Source organism: Micromonospora sp. NPDC005686 (assembly GCF_042871665.1).
GTDB lineage: Bacteria > Actinomycetota > Actinomycetes > Mycobacteriales > Micromonosporaceae > Micromonospora.
Genome location: NZ_JBIAIY010000010.1, coordinates 147,398 through 167,548, shown reverse-complemented (window position 1 = coordinate 167,548; position 20,151 = coordinate 147,398). Strand labels below are relative to the sequence as shown.

At 73.9% G+C, this 20,151-nt stretch carries 18 protein-coding genes; 6 read left to right on the top strand and 12 right to left on the bottom strand.

The window, feature by feature from the left end; all coding sequences use genetic code 11:
* The first annotated feature begins 105 nt into the window (after positions 1-105).
* Positions 106-330, top strand: coding sequence for a CDGSH iron-sulfur domain-containing protein (locus ACFYON_RS22915; protein WP_387189421.1), 225 nt, complete (start codon positions 106-108; stop codon positions 328-330).
* 84 nt (positions 331-414) lie between these two features.
* Here the strand turns inward: ACFYON_RS22915 and ACFYON_RS22910 are convergent, their stop codons facing one another.
* From ACFYON_RS22910 to ACFYON_RS22900, 3 genes are read right to left on the bottom strand one after another with little or no spacing between them, the layout of a single operon-like run.
* Complete coding sequence (locus tag ACFYON_RS22910; RefSeq protein ID WP_354871824.1) at positions 415-1,461, bottom strand: iron-containing redox enzyme family protein; 1,047 nt, start codon at positions 1,459-1,461, stop codon at positions 415-417.
* A 51-nt stretch (positions 1,462-1,512) separates the two neighbouring features.
* Positions 1,513-3,261, bottom strand: coding sequence for a thiamine pyrophosphate-binding protein (locus ACFYON_RS22905; RefSeq protein WP_354871822.1), 1,749 nt, complete (start codon positions 3,259-3,261; stop codon positions 1,513-1,515).
* The gene (locus tag ACFYON_RS22900; protein WP_354871820.1) at positions 3,254-4,378 is read right to left on the bottom strand and encodes a Vms1/Ankzf1 family peptidyl-tRNA hydrolase; all 1,125 of its coding nucleotides are present in this window, start codon (positions 4,376-4,378) and stop codon (positions 3,254-3,256) included. Before ACFYON_RS22900 ends, ACFYON_RS22905 begins: the two co-directional genes overlap by 8 nt.
* Positions 4,379-4,529: 151 nt before the next feature.
* On the opposite strand from ACFYON_RS22900, the gene ACFYON_RS22895 reads away from it, so the two are divergent.
* Entirely contained in the window at positions 4,530-5,069 is a 540-nt protein-coding gene (locus ACFYON_RS22895; RefSeq protein WP_387188856.1) for a hypothetical protein, read from the top strand.
* Between the two features lie 36 nt (positions 5,070-5,105).
* Positions 5,106-5,996 (top strand): alpha/beta fold hydrolase, encoded by an 891-nt coding sequence (locus ACFYON_RS22890; protein ID WP_387188873.1) that lies wholly within the window; start codon positions 5,106-5,108, stop codon positions 5,994-5,996.
* Here the strand turns inward: ACFYON_RS22890 and ACFYON_RS22885 are convergent.
* The gene (locus ACFYON_RS22885; protein WP_354871818.1) at positions 5,977-6,318 is read right to left on the bottom strand and encodes a DUF3817 domain-containing protein; all 342 of its coding nucleotides are present in this window, start codon (positions 6,316-6,318) and stop codon (positions 5,977-5,979) included. The genes ACFYON_RS22890 and ACFYON_RS22885 overlap by 20 nt on opposite strands.
* 185 nt (positions 6,319-6,503) lie before the next feature.
* Between ACFYON_RS22885 and ACFYON_RS22880 the strand changes: the two genes are divergently transcribed.
* Positions 6,504-7,982, top strand: coding sequence for a glutamate--cysteine ligase (locus ACFYON_RS22880; protein WP_387188857.1), 1,479 nt, complete (start codon positions 6,504-6,506; stop codon positions 7,980-7,982).
* 12 nt (positions 7,983-7,994) lie between these two features.
* Here the strand turns inward: ACFYON_RS22880 and bla are convergent, their stop codons facing one another.
* From bla to ACFYON_RS22860, 4 genes are all read right to left on the bottom strand, one after another.
* Entirely contained in the window at positions 7,995-8,915 is a 921-nt protein-coding gene (gene bla / locus ACFYON_RS22875; RefSeq protein ID WP_387188859.1) for a class A beta-lactamase, read from the bottom strand.
* 92 nt (positions 8,916-9,007) lie between these two features.
* Positions 9,008-9,565, bottom strand: coding sequence for a dihydrofolate reductase family protein (locus tag ACFYON_RS22870; protein WP_354871811.1), 558 nt, complete (start codon positions 9,563-9,565; stop codon positions 9,008-9,010).
* Positions 9,566-9,652: 87 nt separating this feature from the next.
* On the bottom strand, positions 9,653-10,258 hold the full coding sequence (locus ACFYON_RS22865; protein ID WP_387188860.1) for a DUF6518 family protein: 606 nt from the start codon (positions 10,256-10,258) through the stop codon (positions 9,653-9,655).
* A 47-nt stretch (positions 10,259-10,305) separates the two neighbouring features.
* Positions 10,306-10,596, bottom strand: coding sequence for a helix-turn-helix transcriptional regulator (locus tag ACFYON_RS22860; RefSeq protein WP_354871807.1), 291 nt, complete (start codon positions 10,594-10,596; stop codon positions 10,306-10,308).
* Positions 10,597-10,660: 64 nt separating this feature from the next.
* On the opposite strand from ACFYON_RS22860, the gene map reads away from it, so the two are divergent.
* Positions 10,661-11,434, top strand: a complete 774-nt coding sequence (gene map, locus ACFYON_RS22855) for a type I methionyl aminopeptidase (RefSeq protein WP_354871805.1) — start codon at positions 10,661-10,663, stop codon at positions 11,432-11,434.
* Positions 11,435-11,460: 26 nt separating this feature from the next.
* Here the strand turns inward: map and ACFYON_RS22850 are convergent, their stop codons facing one another.
* The 4 genes from ACFYON_RS22850 to glgX all read right to left on the bottom strand — a co-directional run bounded on the left by ACFYON_RS22850 (position 11,461) and on the right by glgX (position 18,437).
* On the bottom strand, positions 11,461-12,108 hold the full coding sequence (locus tag ACFYON_RS22850; protein ID WP_354871802.1) for a maleylpyruvate isomerase family mycothiol-dependent enzyme: 648 nt from the start codon (positions 12,106-12,108) through the stop codon (positions 11,461-11,463).
* 174 nt (positions 12,109-12,282) lie between these two features.
* Positions 12,283-14,016 carry a malto-oligosyltrehalose trehalohydrolase gene (gene treZ / locus ACFYON_RS22845; RefSeq protein WP_355096357.1) on the bottom strand — a complete coding sequence of 578 codons (1,734 nt, stop codon included), beginning with the start codon at positions 14,014-14,016 and terminating at the stop codon, positions 12,283-12,285.
* Entirely contained in the window at positions 14,013-16,313 is a 2,301-nt protein-coding gene (treY, locus tag ACFYON_RS22840; RefSeq protein ID WP_387189426.1) for a malto-oligosyltrehalose synthase, read from the bottom strand. The genes treZ and treY overlap by 4 nt, the downstream gene beginning before the upstream one ends.
* A gap of 3 nt (positions 16,314-16,316) precedes the next feature.
* Positions 16,317-18,437: a glycogen debranching protein GlgX gene (glgX, locus tag ACFYON_RS22835; protein WP_355096599.1), complete on the bottom strand. Its 2,121-nt coding sequence runs from the start codon at positions 18,435-18,437 to the stop codon at positions 16,317-16,319.
* Positions 18,438-18,752: 315 nt separating this feature from the next.
* On the opposite strand from glgX, the gene ACFYON_RS22830 reads away from it, so the two are divergent.
* Entirely contained in the window at positions 18,753-20,150 is a 1,398-nt protein-coding gene (locus ACFYON_RS22830; RefSeq protein ID WP_354871795.1) for a glycosyltransferase family 4 protein, read from the top strand.
* The last annotated feature ends 1 nt before the right edge of the window (position 20,151 follow it).

Below are 20,151 nucleotides of genomic sequence, written 5' to 3'. Positions count from 1 at the left end.
CCCGCCGCACCCAGGCACGCCGTCGCGCCGCGTGTTCGCCGTCGCGGGCGCAAGGGTGCTCGGGGTGCGGGTTTGGGCCGGACCGGGACGGGCACTGCACCGCGCATGCCCGACGACGAGAGCACCCCGGCGGCGACCATCACCCCGTACCGGGACGGACCACTGCTGGTACGCGGCGACTTCGCGCTCGTCACGCCCGAGGGCACGCCGATCGAGACGCGCCGGGGCACCGTGGCGTTGTGCCGGTGCGGCAAGAGCGCCATCAAGCCCTTCTGCGACGGTACGCACAAGGTGGCCGGTTTCCGCGCCGGCACCGACCGCGAGGACTGACTCCCACCTCGCCGATCGCGCACCTCGGGCGGCAAGACCCGCGAACCGGGCACCTCAAGGGCCGGAACCGCAAGATCTCGGGCCTCAGGCCGCGGCGAGGACCGGGGCGGGCAGGCGCAGCGACGACTCCCCGCCCGACCAGGCGCCGAGCAGGTGTGCGGCGAACAGCCCGTCCAGCGCCAGCGCGGCGGCGGCGCCGAACAGCACGTCGGAGGCGAGCGCCGGCTCGGCCCGGACCAGCCCCCCGCACATGTCGTGGGCCGCGATCTGCTCGTGCACGGCGTCGGCCTCGACGTGCTCGTCGTAGAAGCGGGTCGCGACCGCGTCGAAGCCGAGCCGGCGCAGTCCGTTGCCGTAGCGGCGGTTCGGCAGCGACGAGGTCATCTCGTACGCGGCCAGGTGCCCGAGCAGCGCCCCGCGCAGCCGCCGGTGCAGGCCGAACAGCGACATCAGGTTGTTCGTCGCCAGCGTCACCGCCGGCACCCGGTCCAGGTGTGCGGCGTAGCCGGTGCCCAGGCCGAGCCGGTCCATCGTGGTGCGGAACAGCTCGGCGTGCATCCGGTCCAGCCGGCCGTTGCCGTACTCGTCGGTCTGGATCTCCACCAGCGCCGCCTTCGCCGGGCCGCCGAGCCGGGGCAGCGCCCAGCTGTGCGGGTCGGCCTCGCGCAGGTGATAGATCGAGCGGTGGACGACGAACTCGCGGAACTGGCCGAGGTCGGCCCGCCGTTGCAGCGCGGCGGCCAGCGGCGGCCCGTCGTCGGCGGCCACCAGGTCGGCCAGCGCGCCGGGCAGGGCGGCCGGCAGCACCGCGGGCAGCGGGCCGGCCAGCTCACGCAGCGCCGCCTCGAACGGCCGCTCGGCGCGGGCGCGCAGCGCCAGCAGCGACGGCTCCCACTCCCACTCCTCGTCGACGCCGGACCAGCCCCGGTAGTGCAGTTCGTAGCAGAGGAACAGGGTGAGCTGGAGATCCTCGTCGGTCAGCGGCGCGGCCACCGCGTCGAATCCGGCGCCCAGCCCGGCCGGCAGCTCCCCCGGCGCCTCGCGCAGCGCGGTCAGCAGCGCGGCGGAGACCGGGCCGCGAGCGGCCGGCAGCGGAGCCGGGCCGTAACGACGGTCGGCGGCGACGGACATGGGACCTCCCGGGACGGTTGTGCCTGGTCGCAGTGCCCCGCAGTGATCCGGCTAAACGACCTCGTCGGCCGCGATGGCCTCGGTCTGGATCACCCGCTCCCGCACCCGGCGGGCCGCGTCCCCGTCGGCCACCAGGCCGCGCAGGTCCGCGAGCGCCGGTTCGGGCGCGTCCAGCGGCACGGCCGGGTCCACCACCGCCTCCAGGACGGCGGGACGGTCGGCCGCCAGCACCTCGTCCCAGGCGGCGCCGACCAGGTCGGGCCGGTCCACCCGTACGCCGTGCAGCCCGAGCAGGCGGGCCCACCCGGCGTACGGCACCTCGGGCCGCCGTCCCCCCGGTGACCGGCCACCACCGACGCCGGACTGGTCCCGGTTGTTCAGCACCAGCACGATCAGCCGGGGGTCGCGCCACTGGGGCCAGTGGTGCGCCACCGTGATCAGCTCGGCCAGGCCGTTGAGCTGCATCGCGCCGTCGCCGAGCAGCGCGAGCACCGGCTCGTCCGGGCGGGCCAGCTTGGCCGCGACCGCGTACGGCAGGGCGCAGCCCATCGAACCGAGCGTGCCGCACAGCCGTGCCTGCACCCCCGGTGGCAGTTCCAGGTGCCGGGCGTACCAGTAGACGACCGAGCCGACGTCGACCGCGACACCGGCGTGCCGGGGCAGCCGGGCGGACAGCTCGCGGAGCACGAGCCGCGGGTCGACCGGATCGGCGGGCGAGGCGGCGCGCTCCGCGGCGGCTCCCCGCCACCGGTCCACCATCTTCTCCACCATGCCGCGCCACTCGCGGCCGGGATTCTCCGGCACCCGGGTCAGCAGCGCCCGCAGCGTCTCGGCGGCGTCGCCGACCAGCGGCACGTCCACCGGGTAGCGGGTGCCGATGCGCCGGCCGTCGATGTCGACCTGGATGGTGCGTACCTGGCCGGGCATCGGGAACCAGTCGGTCCACGGATCGTTTGTGCCGATCATCAGCAGCGTGTCGCAGGCGCCCATGAGCTGCGCGGCGGCGGTGGTGCCGACCTCGCCGAGCACGCCGGTGTGGAACGGCAGCCGCTCGTCGAGCACCGGCTTGCCCAGCAGCGACGTGGCCACGCCCGCGCCGAGCCGGTCGGCGAGCGCGACGATCTCCTCGGCCGCGCCGTGCGCGCCCTGCCCGACCAGCATCGCGACCCGCTGCCCGTTGCCGAGCAGCGAGGCGGCGGCGTCCAGGTCGGCGTCGTGCGGCATGACCCGGGCCAGCGGCTCACCGGGCGTCGCGGTGAGCACCCCGGCGGCCTGCGGCAGCAGGTCCGGTACGGCGGTGACCTGCAACGCCCGCGGCAGCACCACGCAGGTCGGGCTCCGGGTCGCCACGGCCGTACGGAACGCCTGGTCCAGCAGCGCCGGCACCTGTTCGGGCCGGCGGCCGTAGCGGACGAACTGGTTGCACACGTCGCCGAAGAGCCGGCTCAGCCCGATCTCCTCGTACGCGCCGCCGAGCGGACCGGTGACGTCCTCGCCGATGATCGCGACCACCGGCTTGCTGTCGAGCTTGGCGTCGTAGAGGCCGTTGAGCAGGTGCACCGCGCTGGGCCCCTGGGTGGCCAGGCACACCCCGACACCGCTGGTGAACTTCGCGTGCCCGGTGGCCATGTACGAGGCGGTCTCCTCGTGCCGGGCGGGGACGAACAACGGGTCCCCGCCCGCGTCGTCGAGCGCGCCCACGAGCGGGGCGACCGCCGCGCCCGGACAGCCGAAGACCCGCGGCACCCGCCAGGCCCGCAGGCGTTCGACCACCAGGTCGGCGACGATCCGCTCAGCCATTACCCCGCCCCGGCGTGCTCGCGTCGACGTACCGCAGCACCGCGCCGACTCCGTCGGTCAGCTCCGGCGCCTCCTCCGGCGCGAGCACTGTCAGGTCCGCGTCCGTGCCGATCAGCGCGCGCAGCAGCGCCGCGTCGGCGCGTACCCGCTGGGGGTCGGCCACCGACATGTCGGCCAACTGCGCCCGGTCGGTGGCGATCTCGGTCGGCTCGGGGCCCACCCACAGCTCGCCGTCGGCCGACGGGTCGTCCACGAGGAGCATGGTGTCGACCTGGTTGCGTTGCAGCGCGGAGACCACGGCGTCGAGTCCGGCGCCGACGTCCTCCTGGACGCCGAAGCGGTCCAGCGCAGCGGCGATCCGCCGGTCGGCGACCTCGGCGACGGTCTGCACCGTGATGTCGTCCATCAGCGTGTCGTCGGCGCCCACGTCACGGGCGCCGGCGTCGGTGCGGACCAGCACGTCCTGCCAGCGCGCGGGCAGCTGGGCGGCGATCATGCCGGTGGCCCGGACGTCCCCGGCCACCACGACGACGTCCGCGCCGACCCGCTCGGCCAGGTCGGCGGTGGCCGCGGCGGCGTCACCGGCGTTCTGGTGCCACGCCTCCATGGCGGCACGCTGGTAGCGGGACTGCGACCAGCCGCCCGGCTGCACCCGGCGCAGCTGGCGGTTCTGCCCGCCCTGCACCTGGGCCCGTCGGGGCACCCCGCCGGCACTGACCGCCATCGCGTCCGCGCCGGTGCGGTCGGCCAGCACCCGCACCCAGGCCACCTGCTCACCGCGCTGGGCCACCAGCGGCATGGTGTGCGGCAGCGCCGACCAGCTGGCCAGGTCGCGCAGCGGTGGGGCGGACAGGTACTCGGTGAGCGCCACGCGGCCCCGGCTGGCGAACACGGCGATGCCGTAGTCGCCGGGCATCGGCTGGTGCCGGCGGACGACCTCCTCCACCGCCTCGACGGTGACCGGGTCGGCGCCCTGCCCCAGCAGGTCGCCCTTGAGGGCCCGCCAGCGCAGGTCGACCTGCGCTCGCGCGTCCTGGGTGTCGCGGGAGGCGTCCATGTACACCGAGCACCATGGCCCGGGACGGTCGTAGAGCGGGCGCAGGAAGGACAGCTGCATGCTCGACCCCTTTCCGGCTCGGCCGCACGCATACCCGCGCCCCGGCGGAGTTCACCTGCCGGCGGCCCCGGCGTGACCGTCGTTCATTCACGTCGTTCAGCCCGAAGGATCGATACCATCTGTGCACGCAACGGGACTCTCGGTGGTGAACATGAGCACGGAGTTGTACGGCCGACGGGTCGTCCACCCGACGGAACGCGTCGTCACCGGGCGTCTGGTCCGGTTGCTGGAGGGCTATGCCCGGGAGGTCCGGGTCGGGCAACCGGCGCTGGTCGCGGTGCTCACCGCCGCGGGAGTGGTGGGGCTCCTGCTGAAGGTGGTGCGCGCGTTGCTCAGCAGTGGCGGCGGCGGGGCCCGGCGCAGCTTCAAGGACCTGAAGAAGGGGCCGGAGTTCCTGGTCACCCCGGTCCGGGTGCGCGACACCACCGGCCGGCTGGTCGAGGTCGAGCTGCACGGCCACCTGCCGCAGAGCGCGCTGCACCCGGGCGACCACGTCCAGCTCACGCTACGGGGGCAGCGCGACGAGGACCTGCCGCCGCGGATCGAGCAGATCGTCAACCTGACCACCGGGCAACTGCTGACCCCGCGTACGGCCACGCTCTGGTCGCACCTGGGGCCGGCGCTGCTGCTGCAGGCGACGCTGGGTGCCGTCCTGCTGTTCGGCGTGGCCGCCTGCTCAGCGCTGACATAGGTTTCCCGGTCGCCGGTGGCGGGCACCGCTACCGCCGTGTTCGCCGGATTCACGCTCACCGAGATCGACGTCGGCGCGGTGCGCCTGCGCGTACGTCACGGCGGCTCCGGGCCACCCGTGGTGCTGCTGCACGGGCACCCGCGTACCCATGCGACCTGGCACCGGGTGGCGCCGCGGCTGGCCGCGCGGCACACGGTGATCTGCCCGGACCTGCGCGGTTACGGCGGCTCGTCGAAGCCGCCGAGCGACCCGGGGCACACCGTCTACTCGAAGCGGGCGATGGCCGGCGACGTGGTGGGCCTGCTCGACGCGCTCGGCCACCGCCGGGCCGCCGTGATCGGGCACGACCGCGGCGCGTACGTGGCCATGCGCACCGCGCTGGACCACCCGGACCGGGTGAGCCGCCTCGGCGTGCTGGACGGCGTGCCGATCGGTGCGGCGCTGGACCGCTGCGACGCCCGGTTCGCCGCCCGCTGGTGGCACTGGTTCTTCCTCGGTCAGCTCGCCAAGCCGGCCGAGCGGGTGATCAACGCCGATCCGGACGCCTGGTACGGCGGATCGCCGGAGAAGATGGGCGAGCAGGCGTACGCCGACTACCGGGCCGCCATCCACGATCCGGCCACCGTGCACGCCATGTGCGAGGACTACCGGGCCGGGCTCGGCCCGGACCGGGCGGCTGACGACGCGGACCGGGCCGCCGGGCGGCGGATCGGCTGTCCGGTGCTGTTCGCCTGGTCCGAGCGGGACGACATGGTCGACCTCTACGGCGACCCGGCCGCCATCTGGCGGGACTGGGCCGACGACGTGCGGACCGCGTCGATCCCGTCCGGGCACCACATGGCCGAGGAGGCACCCCGGGAGCTGGCCGACGTGCTGGTCGCCTTCCTCGCCGAGGAGACAGCCGCGCTCAGCGACCGGCGGGGGTGAGCGGCCGCTCGGCCGCGGCGGGCGCGTCGAGCAGGCCCCGGCGCTGCGCCCAGCGCTCGAACAGCACTGTGGCGAACGGCGGCACGGCGGCGGCCAGGGCCAGCCCGGTCTGCACGAGGGTCCAGCGGCGCCGGCGGGCCGCCAGGAGCGCCAGCAGCCCGTAGAGCACGAACAGCCCGCCGTGGATCGGCCCGAAGATCTTGACGCCGATCTCGTTGCCGGGCGGGCCGTACTTGACCGCCATCCCGGCCAGCAGCGCCGCCCAGGAGCACGCCTCGGCGAACGCCACCACCACGAACGCCCGGGTCCACCCGTCGCGCATCAGCCACTCCCCTTCGCCGTCGGCCGCCCATGTTAGCCGCCCCGACCGGCCCGTCCGGACGCAACCCGGGTCGCCGCGGCGGGGTCACCGGGGCCGACACGGGGTACAGAAAAAGCCCCCGGGCCTTTCCTGACCCGCCGCTCCGTGCGAGGTTGGGGAGAACCAACGGTGACAGGGTGGTGACGATGGGCGAGGACGTCGGCGTGCGCACCTTCAGCCGGGAGGATCGGGCCCGCTACCGCGAGAAGGTCCGGCGATGCCTGGACGTGTTCGCCGAGATGCTGCGCGAGTCCCGGTTCGACGTGGAGCGGCCGATGACCGGCCTGGAGATCGAGCTGAATCTGGTCGACGACGGCTTCGACCCGGCCATGCGCAACGCCGACGTGCTGGAGGCGATCGCCGACCCGGCGTTCCAGACCGAGCTGGGCCAGTTCAACGTGGAGATCAACGTCGAGCCGCGGCGGCTGGCCGGCACCGGCACCGCCGCGTTCGAGGAGCACGTGCGGGCCAGCCTGAACGCCGCCGAGGAGAAGGCCCGCACGGTCGGCGCGCACATGGTGATGATCGGGATCCTGCCGACGCTGCGCCCGGAGCACCTGACCGCCGAGACGCTGTCGGCGAACCCCCGGTACGCGCTGCTCAACGAGCAGATCTTCGCCGCCCGCGGGGAGGACCTGCCGATCGCGATCAGCGGGGTGGAGCGGCTGGCCACCACCGCCGACACGATCACGCCGGAGGCGGCGTGCACCAGCACCCAGTTCCACCTCCAGGTCAGCCCGGCGCAGTTCGCCGACTACTGGAACTCGGCGCAGGCGATCGCCGGCATCCAGGTGGCTCTCGGTGCGAACTCCCCGCTGTTGTTCGGCCGGGAGCTGTGGCGCGAGACCCGGGTGCCGCTGTTCCAGCAGGCCACCGACACCCGGGCGGAGGAGATCAAGGCCCAGGGCGTACGCCCGCGGGTGTGGTTCGGCGAGCGCTGGATCACCTCGGTGTTCGACCTGTTCGAGGAGAACGTGCGCTACTTCCCGGCGCTGCTGCCGGTCTGCGACCCGGAGGACCCGGCGGCCACGCTGCACAGCGGCGGGGTGCCGAAGCTGGCCGAGCTGCGGCTGCACAACGGCACCATCTACCGGTGGAACCGACCGGTGTACGACGCGCCCAAGGGCCGCCCGCACCTGCGGGTGGAGAACCGGGTGCTGCCGGCCGGGCCGACAGTGCTGGACACGGTCGCCAACGGCGCGTTCTACTTCGGCCTGGTCCGGGCGCTCGCCGAGTCCGACCGTCCGCTCTGGTCGCAGATGTCCTTCAGCGCGGCCGAGGAGAACTTCCACGCCTGCGCCCGGCACGGCATCGACTCGCAGGTGTTCTGGCCCGGGCTGGGCTACCTGCCGGTGACCGAGCTGGTGCTACGCCGGCTGCTGCCGCTGGCCCATCAGGGGCTGGACCGGTGGGGCCTGGACCCGGCGGAACGGGACCGGCTGCTCGGCATCGTCGAGCAGCGCTGCCTGACCGGCCGCAACGGCGCGACGTGGCAGGTGGAGACGCTGCACCGCCTGGAGTCGGCCGACCACATGGACCGGCCGGCGGCGCTGCGCGAGGTGGTCCGCCACTACGTCGACCTGATGCACAGCAACCGGCCGGTGCACGAGTGGCCGATCCCCTGACCGGGCGGTAGGTCAGCGCAGCGCCGTCACTGCCACCTTCGCGGCCTGGGCGACCAGGGCGTCGTCGGGCTTCGCGTCGCGGCTGTCCCGGCTCGACAGGACGGCCAGCACGATCGGCGCCCGGCCCGGCGGCCAGACCACGGCGATGTCGTTGCGGGTGCCGTACCCGCCGGTGCCGGACTTGTCCGCCACCTGCCAGCCGTCCGGCACGCCGGCCCGGACCAGCCCGCTGCCGGTGGTGCCGGCCCGCATCCAGCCCAGCAGCAGCTCGCGGTCCGCGGGCCGCAGGGCGTCACCCAGCGTGTACGCGCGCAGCGAGCCGGCCAGCGCGCGGGGCGTGCTGGTGTCGCGCTCGTCGCCCGGCGTGGCCGCGTTCAGCTCCGGCTCGGTGCGGGCGGGCCGGGTGACCCGGTCGCCCACGTCGGAGAGCGCCCGCGCGAAGCCGGCCGGACCGCCGAGCGCGTCGAACAGCAGGTTTCCGGCGGTGTTGTCGCTGTGCCGCACCGCCGCCTCGGCGGCGGCCCGCAGGGTCATCCCGGTCCGCACGTGCCGCTCGGTCACCGGCGAGTGCGCCACCAGGTCCGCGCGCCGGTAACGGACCACCCGGTCCCGGTCGGCGTCGGACGTGGCGGCGAGCACCGCGCCCGCCGCGAGCGCCTTGCAGGTCGAGGCGTACGCGAACCGCTCGTCGGCGCGGTGCGCGAGGGTGCGGCCGGTGCCGGTGTCGACGGCGTAGACGCCGATCCGGGCGTCGAAGCGTCGCTCCAGGGCCGCCAGTTCCGGCGGCGCGGGCACCGGCGAAGGGCTCGGCGTCGCCGAGGTGGCCGATGCGGCCGGGGTGGTGTTCCGGCGCGCGGGGTCGGGCCGGTCCGTCGTACAGCCGGCCGCCAGAGCCGTCGTGAGCACCGCCGCGATCGCCTGCCGTCGCCTCATCGACCCCTCCCCCGCCGACCCGGCGCGCCCCCGGCCGGGCGTCGTCGTCACCGGTTCCGGTCGATGGCGAGCTGACGGCGACGGACTCCGAGTCAGCACGCGCGGCGGTAGTGCATGGCCACCACGCCGTTGCGGAGCGGCTCGGCCGAGAGCAGTTCGAGCCGGCGCGTGCCCGGCAGCCCGTCCTCATACAGCGTCGGGCCGTGACCGGCGATCCGGGGATGGAGGAGCAGCTTGTACTCGTCGATCAGGTCCAGCCGGTCGAGCTCGGTCGCGAGCCCGCCGCTTCCGAGGAGGACTCCGGCCGGGGTCGCGTCCTTGAGCTTCCGCACCCCCTCGCGCAGGTCACCGGTGATGTGGTGGCTGTTGGCCCACGGGAAGTCCGTACGCGTCGCCGACACCACGACCTTGGGTTTGGCCTCCAGCTTGACCGCCCACTCACGCATGGCCGGCGCCGCCTCCCGGTCGCCGCGGGCGACGGCCGGCCAGTAGGCCTCCATCAACTCGTAGGTGACGCGACCCCACAGCACCGCCCCGCTCTCGTCCATGAGGCGGGTGAAGTAGGCGCGCGACTCATCGTCGGCGATCCCCTCCTGGTGGTCGACGCAACCGTCCAGTGTGAGGTTGAGGCTGAAGATGAGCGATCCCATGGCCTGCGATTCTAGCGAAACCACGCCGCCGGCCAGGCCTTCCTCGCGTCGGCAGGTCGAGGTGCGGGCGCCCGCCGGTGCGGCGGGTCAGCCGGCGACGACGGTGAACGTGAGCGCGCCGAGCGCGGCCAGCGGGAGCGCCGCGGCGGCGGCCAGCAGCCGTAGCCGGGCGGATCGGCCGATCAGCCCCACCAGCAGCGCGGCGAGTCCGAGGTCGATCGCCACGTTCCACCAGGCGCCGGGATAGGACCCGGACTTCAGCGCGAACCGCAGCGCCTCCTCGACGAACACGGCCACCGGCAGCGCGACACCCACGATGCGCCGCCACCCGTCGGTCCGCGCCCAGATTCCGGCGACGCCGAAGACCACGCCCGCCACCACGCCGAAAGCCATCCAGACGAACGAGGTGAGCGCCCAGATCATCGCGAGGTCGTCGCCCTGGAGCAGCGTCGCCGCCAGGTAGTAGCTGGGCACCGCGACGATCAGCAGGACGCCGGCGGCCACGGCGGCGCGCACCGCGCCCGACCGGATCCACCAGCCCAGCGCGAACGCGGCTACCGCCCAGGTGGCGGTGGAGTTGCCGAGTTCGGCGAACGGGAACGGCACCCACTTGATCCAGACGAAGTCGAGGAAGCCGAGCAGGAAACCGGCGGCGGGGACGACGAGGGCGACGGCGCGATGCGAGGGTGGCATGCCGGGGAGCATACATACTCGGTATGCTCCCGTTCGACAGGGCGGTTCTACGAGGCCAGGCGCCGCTCGGACGGCGCGAGACGCACCGCGGCGTCGGATCGGTTGATCTCGGACCACACCTGGTCCAGGGAGAGACCGAGGACGTCGGCGATGGCCGCGATGGTGGGGAACGCGGGCGTGGCGACCCGGCCGGACTCGATCTTCCGGAGCGTCTCCGGCGACACGCCCGCGTCGAGCGCGGTGAGCAGCATCGAGCGCTCCCCCCGGGCGCGGCGCAGGAGCGCGCCCAGGCGCTGCCCGCGTTCGACCTCGGCGGGGGTGAGGGGCAACCGGACCATGCCGAGATTCTAATACCGGGATAACATGACCGGGATACTTATTGGTCGCGCGAGGAAGGCCCGCATGATCGAGATCCTGAGCCCCACCGACGTACGGCGGGCGCGGGACACCGGCGCCCTGGTCGCCCACATCCTCCAGACACTGCGCAGCCGCACCACCGTCGGCACGAACCTGCTCGACATCGACAGGCAGGCGCAGCGCATGATCACCGAGGCCGGGGCGCAGTCCTGCTACGTCGACTACGAGCCGTCGTTCGGGCGCGGACCGTTCGGCCACTACATCTGCACCTCGGTGAACGACGCGGTGCTGCACGGGCTGCCGCACGACTACACGCTCGCCGACGGCGACCTGCTCAGCCTCGACCTGGCCGTCTCACTGGGCGGGGTGGTGGCCGACTCCGCGATCAGCTTCCTGGTCGGCGACGCCCGGCCCGCGGAGAGCGTCGCCCTGATCGACGCGACCGAACGGGCGTTGCGCGCCGGGATCGCCGCGGCCCGCCCCGGCGCGCGCGTCGGCGACCTCTCGTACGCCATCGGCTCGGTGCTCACCGAGGCCGGATACACGGTCAACACCGAGTTCGGCGGCCACGGCGTCGGCTCGACCATGCACCAGGACCCGCACGTGTCGAACACCGGCCGGCCCGGGCGCGGCTACCCGCTGCGGCCCGGCCTGCTGCTGGCGCTGGAGCCATGGGTGATGGCGGACACGGCCACGCTGGTCACCGACGCCGACGGGTGGACGCTGCGCAGCGCGACCGGCTGCCGCACCGCGCACAGCGAGCACACCATCGCCATCACCGACGACGGCGCGGAGATCCTGACGCTGCCGAGGCCGTGACCCGGGCCGGTCGCCGCCGAGCGTCGTCAGGCAGGCGCGCAGCGCTCCCGCAGCGTCTGCACACCGGGGCCGGTGAGGTCGTCGCAGTAGGCGGCCCGCCCGGCCATGGCCATGGTCAGCGCGAGAGTGGTGCCGCTGACCAGCGGGCCGGCGCCGGCGGTGAACGGCCCGTCGGTCGCCTCCACCCGCAGGCCGTCGATCGCGCTGCGCCCGGCCACTGTGAAGTCCCGCCCGGCGTAGAACCGGGCGACCGGCGTGACCGCCTCGACCGGCGGCGTACGGTCCAGGCGGAGCGGGCGCCGGATGTCCTGGGCGTGCACCACCACCTCACCGAGCCACGCCTCGGCCGGCCCGAAGGTCGAGGTGGTGCTGCCGACGATCCGGCGGAACCGGTCCAGCGTCTCGCCCGGGTCGGCGCCCCGGTGCTCGGCCAGCCGGCGGTCGTTGTGCAGATCGAAGTCGAACCGGGCGCCGAGCACGCTGGCGAGCCAGCGGATACGCCCGACGCTCGCCGCCGCCGTCAGGTGCGCGACCGTCTCCTGCACCGTCCACCGGCCGCACAGCGAGCGCCGCACCCACTGCGCCGCGTCGAGCCCGGCGAGATCCTCGGCCAGGGCGGCGCGCTCGGCGTGCGCGAGCGCCCACAGCTCGCGGCGGGTCAGCGTGTCGGACATCAAACCTCCAGAGTCGGGTCGTCGATTGGACCGCACTGCGGCGGCGAACTCACCGCTCCTTCGCCGATCTTGGAGCTGTGGTGGTTCACCAACCCGACATCGACGACATTCGAGGCGCCACCTGTCCAAGATCGACGCACGCAGGGGCGCAGGCCGGGGCAACCGCGCGGGCCGTCAGAGCGCCGCGACGGCGGCCGACTCCGGGGGCAGCTCGATGCCGTCGCGCATGACGGTGACGCCCTCGGAGGTGGTGAGCAGCACGCGGCGTACCACACCGGGCAGGCTGATCCGCTGCGCCCGGCCGGCCAGGTTCGCCACCACGAGCGTGTCGCCGCGCCGCATCACCAGGAACCGGTCGCCGTGCCGGATGTCGACCCGGTCCAGCCGGGGGTCGGACAGGTCGGCCCGGGAGCGGCGCAGCGCGATCAGCCGCCGGTAGAGGTCGTACGTCTCGCGATGTTCGGGTTTGTCCAGCTCGGCCCAGTCCAGCCGGGACCGCAGGAACGTCTGCGGGTCCTGCGGGTCGGGCACGTCGTCGGTGGCCCAGCCGTGGTCGGCGAACTCCCGCCGACGGCCGGTCGCCACCGCCACGGCCAGTTCCGGCTCGGGATGGCTGGTGAAGAACTGCCACGGCGTGGTGGCCGCCCACTCCTCCCCCATGAACAGCATCGGCGTGAACGGCGCGGTCATCAGCAGCGTCGCGCCCACCCGCAGCAGGCCGGGTGACAGGGTGGCGGAGATCCGGTCGCCGGTGGCCCGGTTGCCGATCTGGTCGTGGTTCTGCAGGTACGCCACGAAGCGGTGGCCGGGCGTGCGCTGCCTGTCGACCGGGCGGCCGTGGCTGCGGCCCCGGAAGCTGGACCAGGTGCCGGCGTGGAAGAACCCGCCGGTCAGCACGTCGGTGAGGCACTCCAGGGAGCCGAAGTCGCCGTAGTAGCCCTGCCGCTCGCCGGTGAGCAGCGTGTGCAGCGCGTGGTGGGCGTCGTCGTTCCACTGGGCGTGCAGGCCGTATCCGCCCGCCTCGCGGGGCGTGATCAGGCGCGGGTCGTTGAGGTCGCTCTCGGCGATCAGCGACAGCGGCCGCCCGAGGTGCGTCGACAGCGCCTCCACCTCGGCGGCGACCTCCTCCAGCCAGTGCACGGCCCGGCCGTCCGGCATGGCGTGCACGGCGTCCAGCCGGAGCCCGTCGACGTGGTAGTCGCGCAGCCAGCCCAGCACGCTGTCGGCGATGTAGCGGCGCACCCCGTCGGAGTGCGGGCCGTCCAGGTTGACGGTGCGGCCCCAGGTGTTGCTCTGCTCGGTGAGGTACGGCGCGAATCGCGGCGCGTAGGCCCCGGAGGGCCCGAAATGGTTGTAGACGACGTCGAGGATCACCCCCAGCCCTTTGGCGTGGGCGGCGTCGACGAACCGTTTCAGGCCGTCCGGGCCGCCGTACGGCTCGTGCGGGGCGTACCAGCAGACGCCGTCGTAGCCCCAGTTGTACTCGCCGTTGAACGCGTTCACCGGCAGCAGCTCGACCAGGTCGACGCCGAGGTCGACCAGGTGGTCGAGCTTCGCGATCGCCCCGTCGAAGGTGCCCTCCGGGGTGAACGTGCCGACGTGCAGCTCGTACAGCACGCTGCCGGGTAGTTGCCGGCCGGTCCAGGCGGCGTCGGTCCAGGCGAACGCGGCGTGGTCGTAGAGCCGGCTGGGCCCGTGCACCCCGGCCGGCTGCCAGGCCGAGCGAGGGTCGGGCAGGGCCTGGTCGTCGTCGTCGAGCAGGAACGCGTAGTCGGTGCCGGGCCCGGCGTCGGGCACCTCGACCCGCCACCAGCCGTCCGGCCCCTGACGCATCGCGTGGTCGGCGACGCCGGGCAGGCGCAGCCGCACCTGCGCGGCCTCGGGCGCCCACACCGTGAACTCGGTCATGCGGCGGCCTCCACAGAGTCGGTGGGTGCGAGGAGGGCGACGGGATAGGTGCTCAGCAGATCATCCAGGAGCAGCTCAGTACCACTGTAGACCCGCCCGGTGAACAAGTCGGTGCAGTCGTGAACGGGAAGTGGCACGGTCGTGTCCCGCCAGCCGCCGGAGCGGGCCAGCCGCAGCGGCAGCCGGGTCGCCACCGCGACCGCGCCACCCCGGTCGAAGGCCACCGCGTGCGCGGCGGCCGGGCCCCGCGCCGGCACCGGCCGGTAGCCGCCGAACAGGTCCGGGCGGTCACGGCGCAGCCGCAGCGTCCGGGACACCACGAGCAGCTTGGCCGCGCCGTCGTCGGCCACCGCGGGCCGCCATCCGGCGTCGAGCCGGGCCAGCACGTCCCGGCGTACGGCGAAGTCGACCGGCCGCCGGTTGTCCGGGTCGACGAGCGAGTTCTCCCACAGCTCGGTGCCCTGGTAGACGTCCGGCACACCGGGCATGGCGAGCTGCACCAGCTTCTGCCCGAGCGCGTTCGACCAGCCGGGCGGGGTGATCTCGGCGGCGAACGCGGTGATCTGCGCGTGCAGCTCCGGGTCGTCGTACATCCGGTCGACGAGGGCGTGCAGCTCGTGCTCGAAGACCGGGTCCGGGTCGGCCCAGCTCGTGGTGACCGACGCCTCCCGGGCGGCCTTCTCGGCGTACCCGTGCAGCCGGTCCCGATCGATCGGCCACGCCCCGACGGCGGTCTGCCAGAGCAGGTGGGCCAGCGCCGGGTCGGCCAGCGGCGCCCGGGACATCCAGTCGGCGACCCGCTCGGCCCAGCGGCCGGGCAGCTCGGACAGCACCGCGAGGCGGGCGCGGACGTCCTCGCCGCGTTTGGTGTCGTGGGTGGAGAGCGCGGTCATGCTCGCCGGCCAGCGCACGTGCCGGGCGGCGGCGAAGCGGTGCAGCTCGGCCGGGGGCACGCCGAAGTGGGCCGGGCTGCCGCCGACCTCGTTGAGGGCGACGAACCGGCTCCACCGGTAGTACGCCGTGTCCTCCACGCCCTTCGCCATCACCGCTCCGGTGAGCTGCGGGAACCGGGCGGCCAGCTCATGGCCGGGGTCGCGCAGCCGGGCGGTGACCGCGTCCAGCACGCCGGTCAGGTCGGGGCGGCGGCGGCCGGCCTCGCTGCGGGCGGCGGCCAGGTGCCGGGCCCCCTCGGGCGGATAGCCGCGGTAGACCGGGAAGCACGCGGCCAGCTCGGCCAGGGCGGCGCGGACCTGCTCACCGGGCAGTTCGGGCACGAGCGCGGCCAGCCGGGTCAACTCGGCGGCGAGCAGCCGGGTGGCGGCCTCCAGTTTGGTGGCGTGCGTCAGGTCCGGCCAGGAGGTGTGCCGCCCGGTGAGCCGCCCGTCCAGCGCGGTGAAGTCCGCCTCGGCGTCCGGGTCGACGAACGGCCCGGACACGGCGGCCAGCGCGTCGTAGCCGGTGGTGCCGTCGACCGGCCAGTCCGGCAGGTCCTCGCCGTACTCCAGGATCTTCTCCACCACCAGCCAGCTCTCGGGCGCGGCGGCGCGCAGCCGGGCCAGGTAGCCGGCCGGGTCGCGCAGCCCGTCCGGGTGGTCGACGCGGATGCCGTCGACCTCGCCCGCGCCGGCCCAGCGCAGGATCTCCGCGTGGGTGGCGTCGAACACCTCCGGGTCCTCCACCCGCAGGCCGGCCAGGTCGGACACGGCGAAGAACCGGCGGTACGTCAGTTCGGCGTCGCCGCGCCGCCAGTTCACCAGCTCGTAGTGCTGCCGGTCGTGCACCTGGCGGGGGGTGCCCTCGCCGGTGCCGTCGGCGAGCGGGAAGCGGTGCTCGTGGTAGCGCAGCTCCCCGTCGACGAGCTTCAGGTCGTCGAGCGCGTCGGCGGTGTCGGCGAGCACCGGCAGCAGCAGCCGGCCGCGGTCCCAGTCGATGTCGAACCAGCGCGCGTACGCCGAGTCGCGTCCCCGCCGCAGCACGTCCCACCAGGCCGGGTTGGCCTCGGGGCGGACCACCCCGGCGTGGTTGGGCACGATGTCCACGACCAGGCCGAGCCCGGCCGCGCGCAGCGCCCGGACCAGGCGCGCCCGGGCGGCCTCGCCGCCGAGCTGCGGGTTGACCGCGCGGTGGTCGACCACGTCGTAGCCGTGCGTGGAGCCGGGGGTGGCGGTGAGCAGCGGCGCAGTGTAGAGGTGGGTGACGCCGAGCGCGGCGAGGTAGCCCGTCAGCTCGGCGGTGGTGTCCAGGTCGAAGCCGGGCCGCACCTGGACCCGGTAGGTCGAGCGAGGGGTGTCGGGCATCGGTCAGGCCGTCCTCTCCAGGACCAGCAGCGAGCGGTCCGGCACGCAGACGGTGCCGCCCGCCTCGAGGAGCGTCGTCTTCTCCGGATCCGGTTCCGCGGTGCTGATCACCATCTCCCACCGGTTGCCGAACTCCTCGCCGGGCAGCGTGAAGTCCAGCGGCGCGTCGTGCGCGTTGAACAGCAGCAGGAACGAGTCGTCCCGGTGACGCTGGCCGTACTGGCCGCGCTCGCCGATGCCGTCGCCGTTGACGAACAGGGCCACCGAGCGGCCGAAGTCGTTGCCCCAGTCCTCGCCGGTCATCTCCCGGCCGTCCGGGGTGTACCAGGCCAGGTCGGGCAGCGCGGTGCCGGCGGCCCGGCCGCCCACCGGCAGACCGGTGAAGAACCGGCGGCGGCGGAACACCTGGTGGCGGTTGCGGAACTCGGTGAGCCGGCGGACGAAGTCCAGCAAATCGTCGTCGGCCCGGTCCCAGTCGACCCAGGCGAGCTCGCTGTCCTGGCAGTAGGCGTTGTTGTTGCCGCGCTGGGTGCGGCCCAGCTCGTCGCCGTGGCCGAGCATCGGCACGCCCTGGGACAGCATCAGCGTGGCCAGGAAGTTGCGCCGTTGCCGGGCCCGCAGCGCGCGTACGCCCGGGTTGTCGGTCTCCCCCTCGACGCCGCAGTTCCAGGACCGGTTGTGACTCTCCCCGTCCCGGTTGTCCTCGCCGTTCGCCTCGTTGTGCTTGTCGTTGTAGGAGACCAGGTCGGCCAGCGTGAACCCGTCGTGGCAGGTGACGAAGTTGATGCTGTGGAACGGCCGGCGGCCGTCGTCCTGGTAGAGGTCGGCCGAGCCGGAGATGCGGGAGGCGAACTCGGCGAGCGTGGCGGGCTCGCCGCGCCAGAAGTCGCGGACGGTGTCGCGGTACTTGCCGTTCCACTCGGTCCACTGCGGCGGGAAGTTGCCGACCTGGTAGCCGCCGGGGCCGACGTCCCACGGTTCGGCGATGAGCTTGACCCGGCCGACGACCGGGTCCTGCTGCACCACCTCGAAGAACGTGGACAGGCGGTCCACCTCGTAGAACTCGCGGGCCAGCGTGGCGGCCAGGTCGAACCGGAAGCCGTCGACGTGCATCTCGGTCACCCAGTAACGCAGCGAATCCATGATCAGTTGCAGCGAGTGCGGGCTGCGGACGTTGAGGCTGTTGCCGGTGCCGGTGTAGTCGACGAAGTAGCGCCGATCGGACTCGGAGAGCCGGTAGTAGCTGGGCGTGTCGATGCCCTTGAAACTCAGCGACGGCCCGAGGTGGTTGCCCTCGGCGGTGTGGTTGTAGACCACGTCGAGGATGACCTCGATGCCTGCCGCGTGCAGCGCCTTGACCATGCCCCGGAACTCCTGCACCTGCTGGCCGAGGCGGCCCAGCGCGGAGTAGCCGTGGTGCGGGGCGAAGAAGCCGATGGTGTTGTAGCCCCAGTAGTTGCGCAGCCCCAGGTCGGCCAGGCGGTGGTCGTGCACGAACTCGTGCACCGGCATCAGCTCCACCGCCGTCACGCCGAGCCGCTTGAAGTGCTCGATCATCACCGGGGAGGCGATCGCCGCGTACGTGCCGCGCAGTTCCTCCGGGATGCCCGGGTGGCGCATGGTCAGCCCGCGCACGTGCGCCTCGTAGATCACGGAGTGGTGGTACGGGGTGCGCGGCGGCCGGTCGTTGCCCCAGTCGAAGTACGGGTTCACCACCACCGACTTCGGCATGTACGGCGCCGAGTCCTCGGTGTTCATCCGGTCGGGGTCGCCGCCGACCTCGTAGTCGTAGACCGACGGGTGCCAGGTGATCTCCCCGTCGACCGCCTTCGCGTACGGGTCCAGCAGCAGCTTGTGCGGGTTGCAGCGCAGGCCTTCGGCCGGGTTCCACGGCCCGTGCACCCGGTAGCCGTAGCGCTGGCCGGGCTCGACACCGGGGATGTAGGCGTGCCAGACGTACGCGTCGACCTCACGCAGCTCGACCCGGCGCTCGGTGCCGATGTCCCACTCGTCGAACAGGCACAGCTCGATCCTCTCCGCCACCTCGGAGAAGATCGCGAAGTTGGTGCCCATCCCGTCGTACGTGGCGCCGAGGGGGTAGCTCTCGCCCGGCCAGACCTGCATGTCGCTCCTTCGGCCCATGATCGTGAGCGCACCGGACAGGGGGCCGCCGATGCGCACGCCGGTGATGCCCAGTCGTCGCCACGGCCAATCCATCCGTTCGGACCGTAGCCGAATCCACCCTCCTGAGAACGGAAAGACGTTCGGGTGTCATCCGTCACGATCACCCCTTTCGAGATGCGCGCCGGCCGCGGATGGACTTTCCTGGATCCGAACCTGCGCCCGCGCGGGCCCGCCCGGCCGTTCGGCCACCCCTCACCATCGCTCGACGCCGCCACCGAAGCCGGCGTGCCTCACCATGCATGGACGGAGATCCACGTGACCACTCTGCGGGTGGGCGCTCAGCCCGCCACCGCGGCGGACCGGCTCCACCGGCCCACCCTCACCTCCCGCCCGGCGCCCCCCTCGCCGACCGGATCCGCGCCCCGGACCCGGCGCATCCTGATGCTGTCGTGGGAGTACCCGCCGGTGCTCGTCGGTGGGCTCGGCCGCCACGTCCACGCGCTGTCGGTCGCCCTGGCCGCCGCCGGGCACGAGGTCACCGTCGTCACCCGCCACGCCGACGGCGCACCCCTCGAGGAGTACGCCGACGGCGTGCGCGTCGTCCGCGCCGCCGAGGACCCGGTCACCTTCCCCCTCGCCACCGGCTCGCTGCTGGCCTGGACGATGGCGTTCAACCACACCCTCACCAGGGCCGCCCTGCGGGCCACCGAGTCCGGCTCGTACGACGTGATCCACGCCCACGACTGGCTCGTCGCACACACCGCGATGACGCTGCGCGAGCACCTGGACGTGCCGCTGGTGACCACCATCCACGCCACCGAGGCGGGCCGGCACCAGGGCTGGCTGCCGGAGGAGATGAACCGCACCATCCACGGCGTCGAGCACTGGCTGGCCGGCGAGTCCGGCCGGGTGATCGTCTGCTCCGGCTACATGCGCGACGAGGTGGGCGCGCTGTTCGGGGTGGACGCCGCCCGGGTGGACGTGGTGCCCAACGGCGTCGAGCCGCACCGCTGGCGGGTGCCCGCCTCGGCGGTCGCCGCCGCGCGGGCCCGGTTCGCCGCCGACGGCCCGCTGGTGACGTTCGCCGGTCGGCTGGTGTACGAGAAGGGCGTGCAGCACCTGCTGGCCGGGCTGCCCCGGCTGCGCGACAGGCACCCGGGCCTGCGCGCGGTGATCGTCGGCGACGGGCCGTACAAGGCCGACCTGGAGGCCGAGGTGCACCGCCTCGGGCTGGGCGACACGGTCAGCATGCCCGGGTTCCTCGGCGGCACCGACCTGCCCGCGGTGATGGCCGCCTCGGACTGCTTCGCGGTGCCCAGCATCTACGAGCCGTTCGGCATGGTGGCGCTGGAGGGGGCCGCCGCGGGCGCGCCGCTCGCCGTCGCCCGTACCGGCGGGCTGGCCGAGATCGTCGAGCCGGGCGTCACCGGGATGACGTTCGCCCCGCACGACCCGGACGGGCTGGCCGAGGCGGTGCACACGCTGCTGTCCGACCGGGACCGGGCCCGCGCGCTCGCCCGGCGGGCCCGCGTCATGGTGCACGAGCAGTACGGCTGGGCGGGCATCGCATCCCGCACGGCCGCCGCGTACGCCGCCGCCATCGCCGGCGACCCGGCGTTCACCGCCGCCCGCGCCCAGCACCGCATGGCACACGGCCACACCGTGCCCGCCCTCCCCGAGGGCAACCTCCTCACCGCCGCCGGCCTGCGGTAGG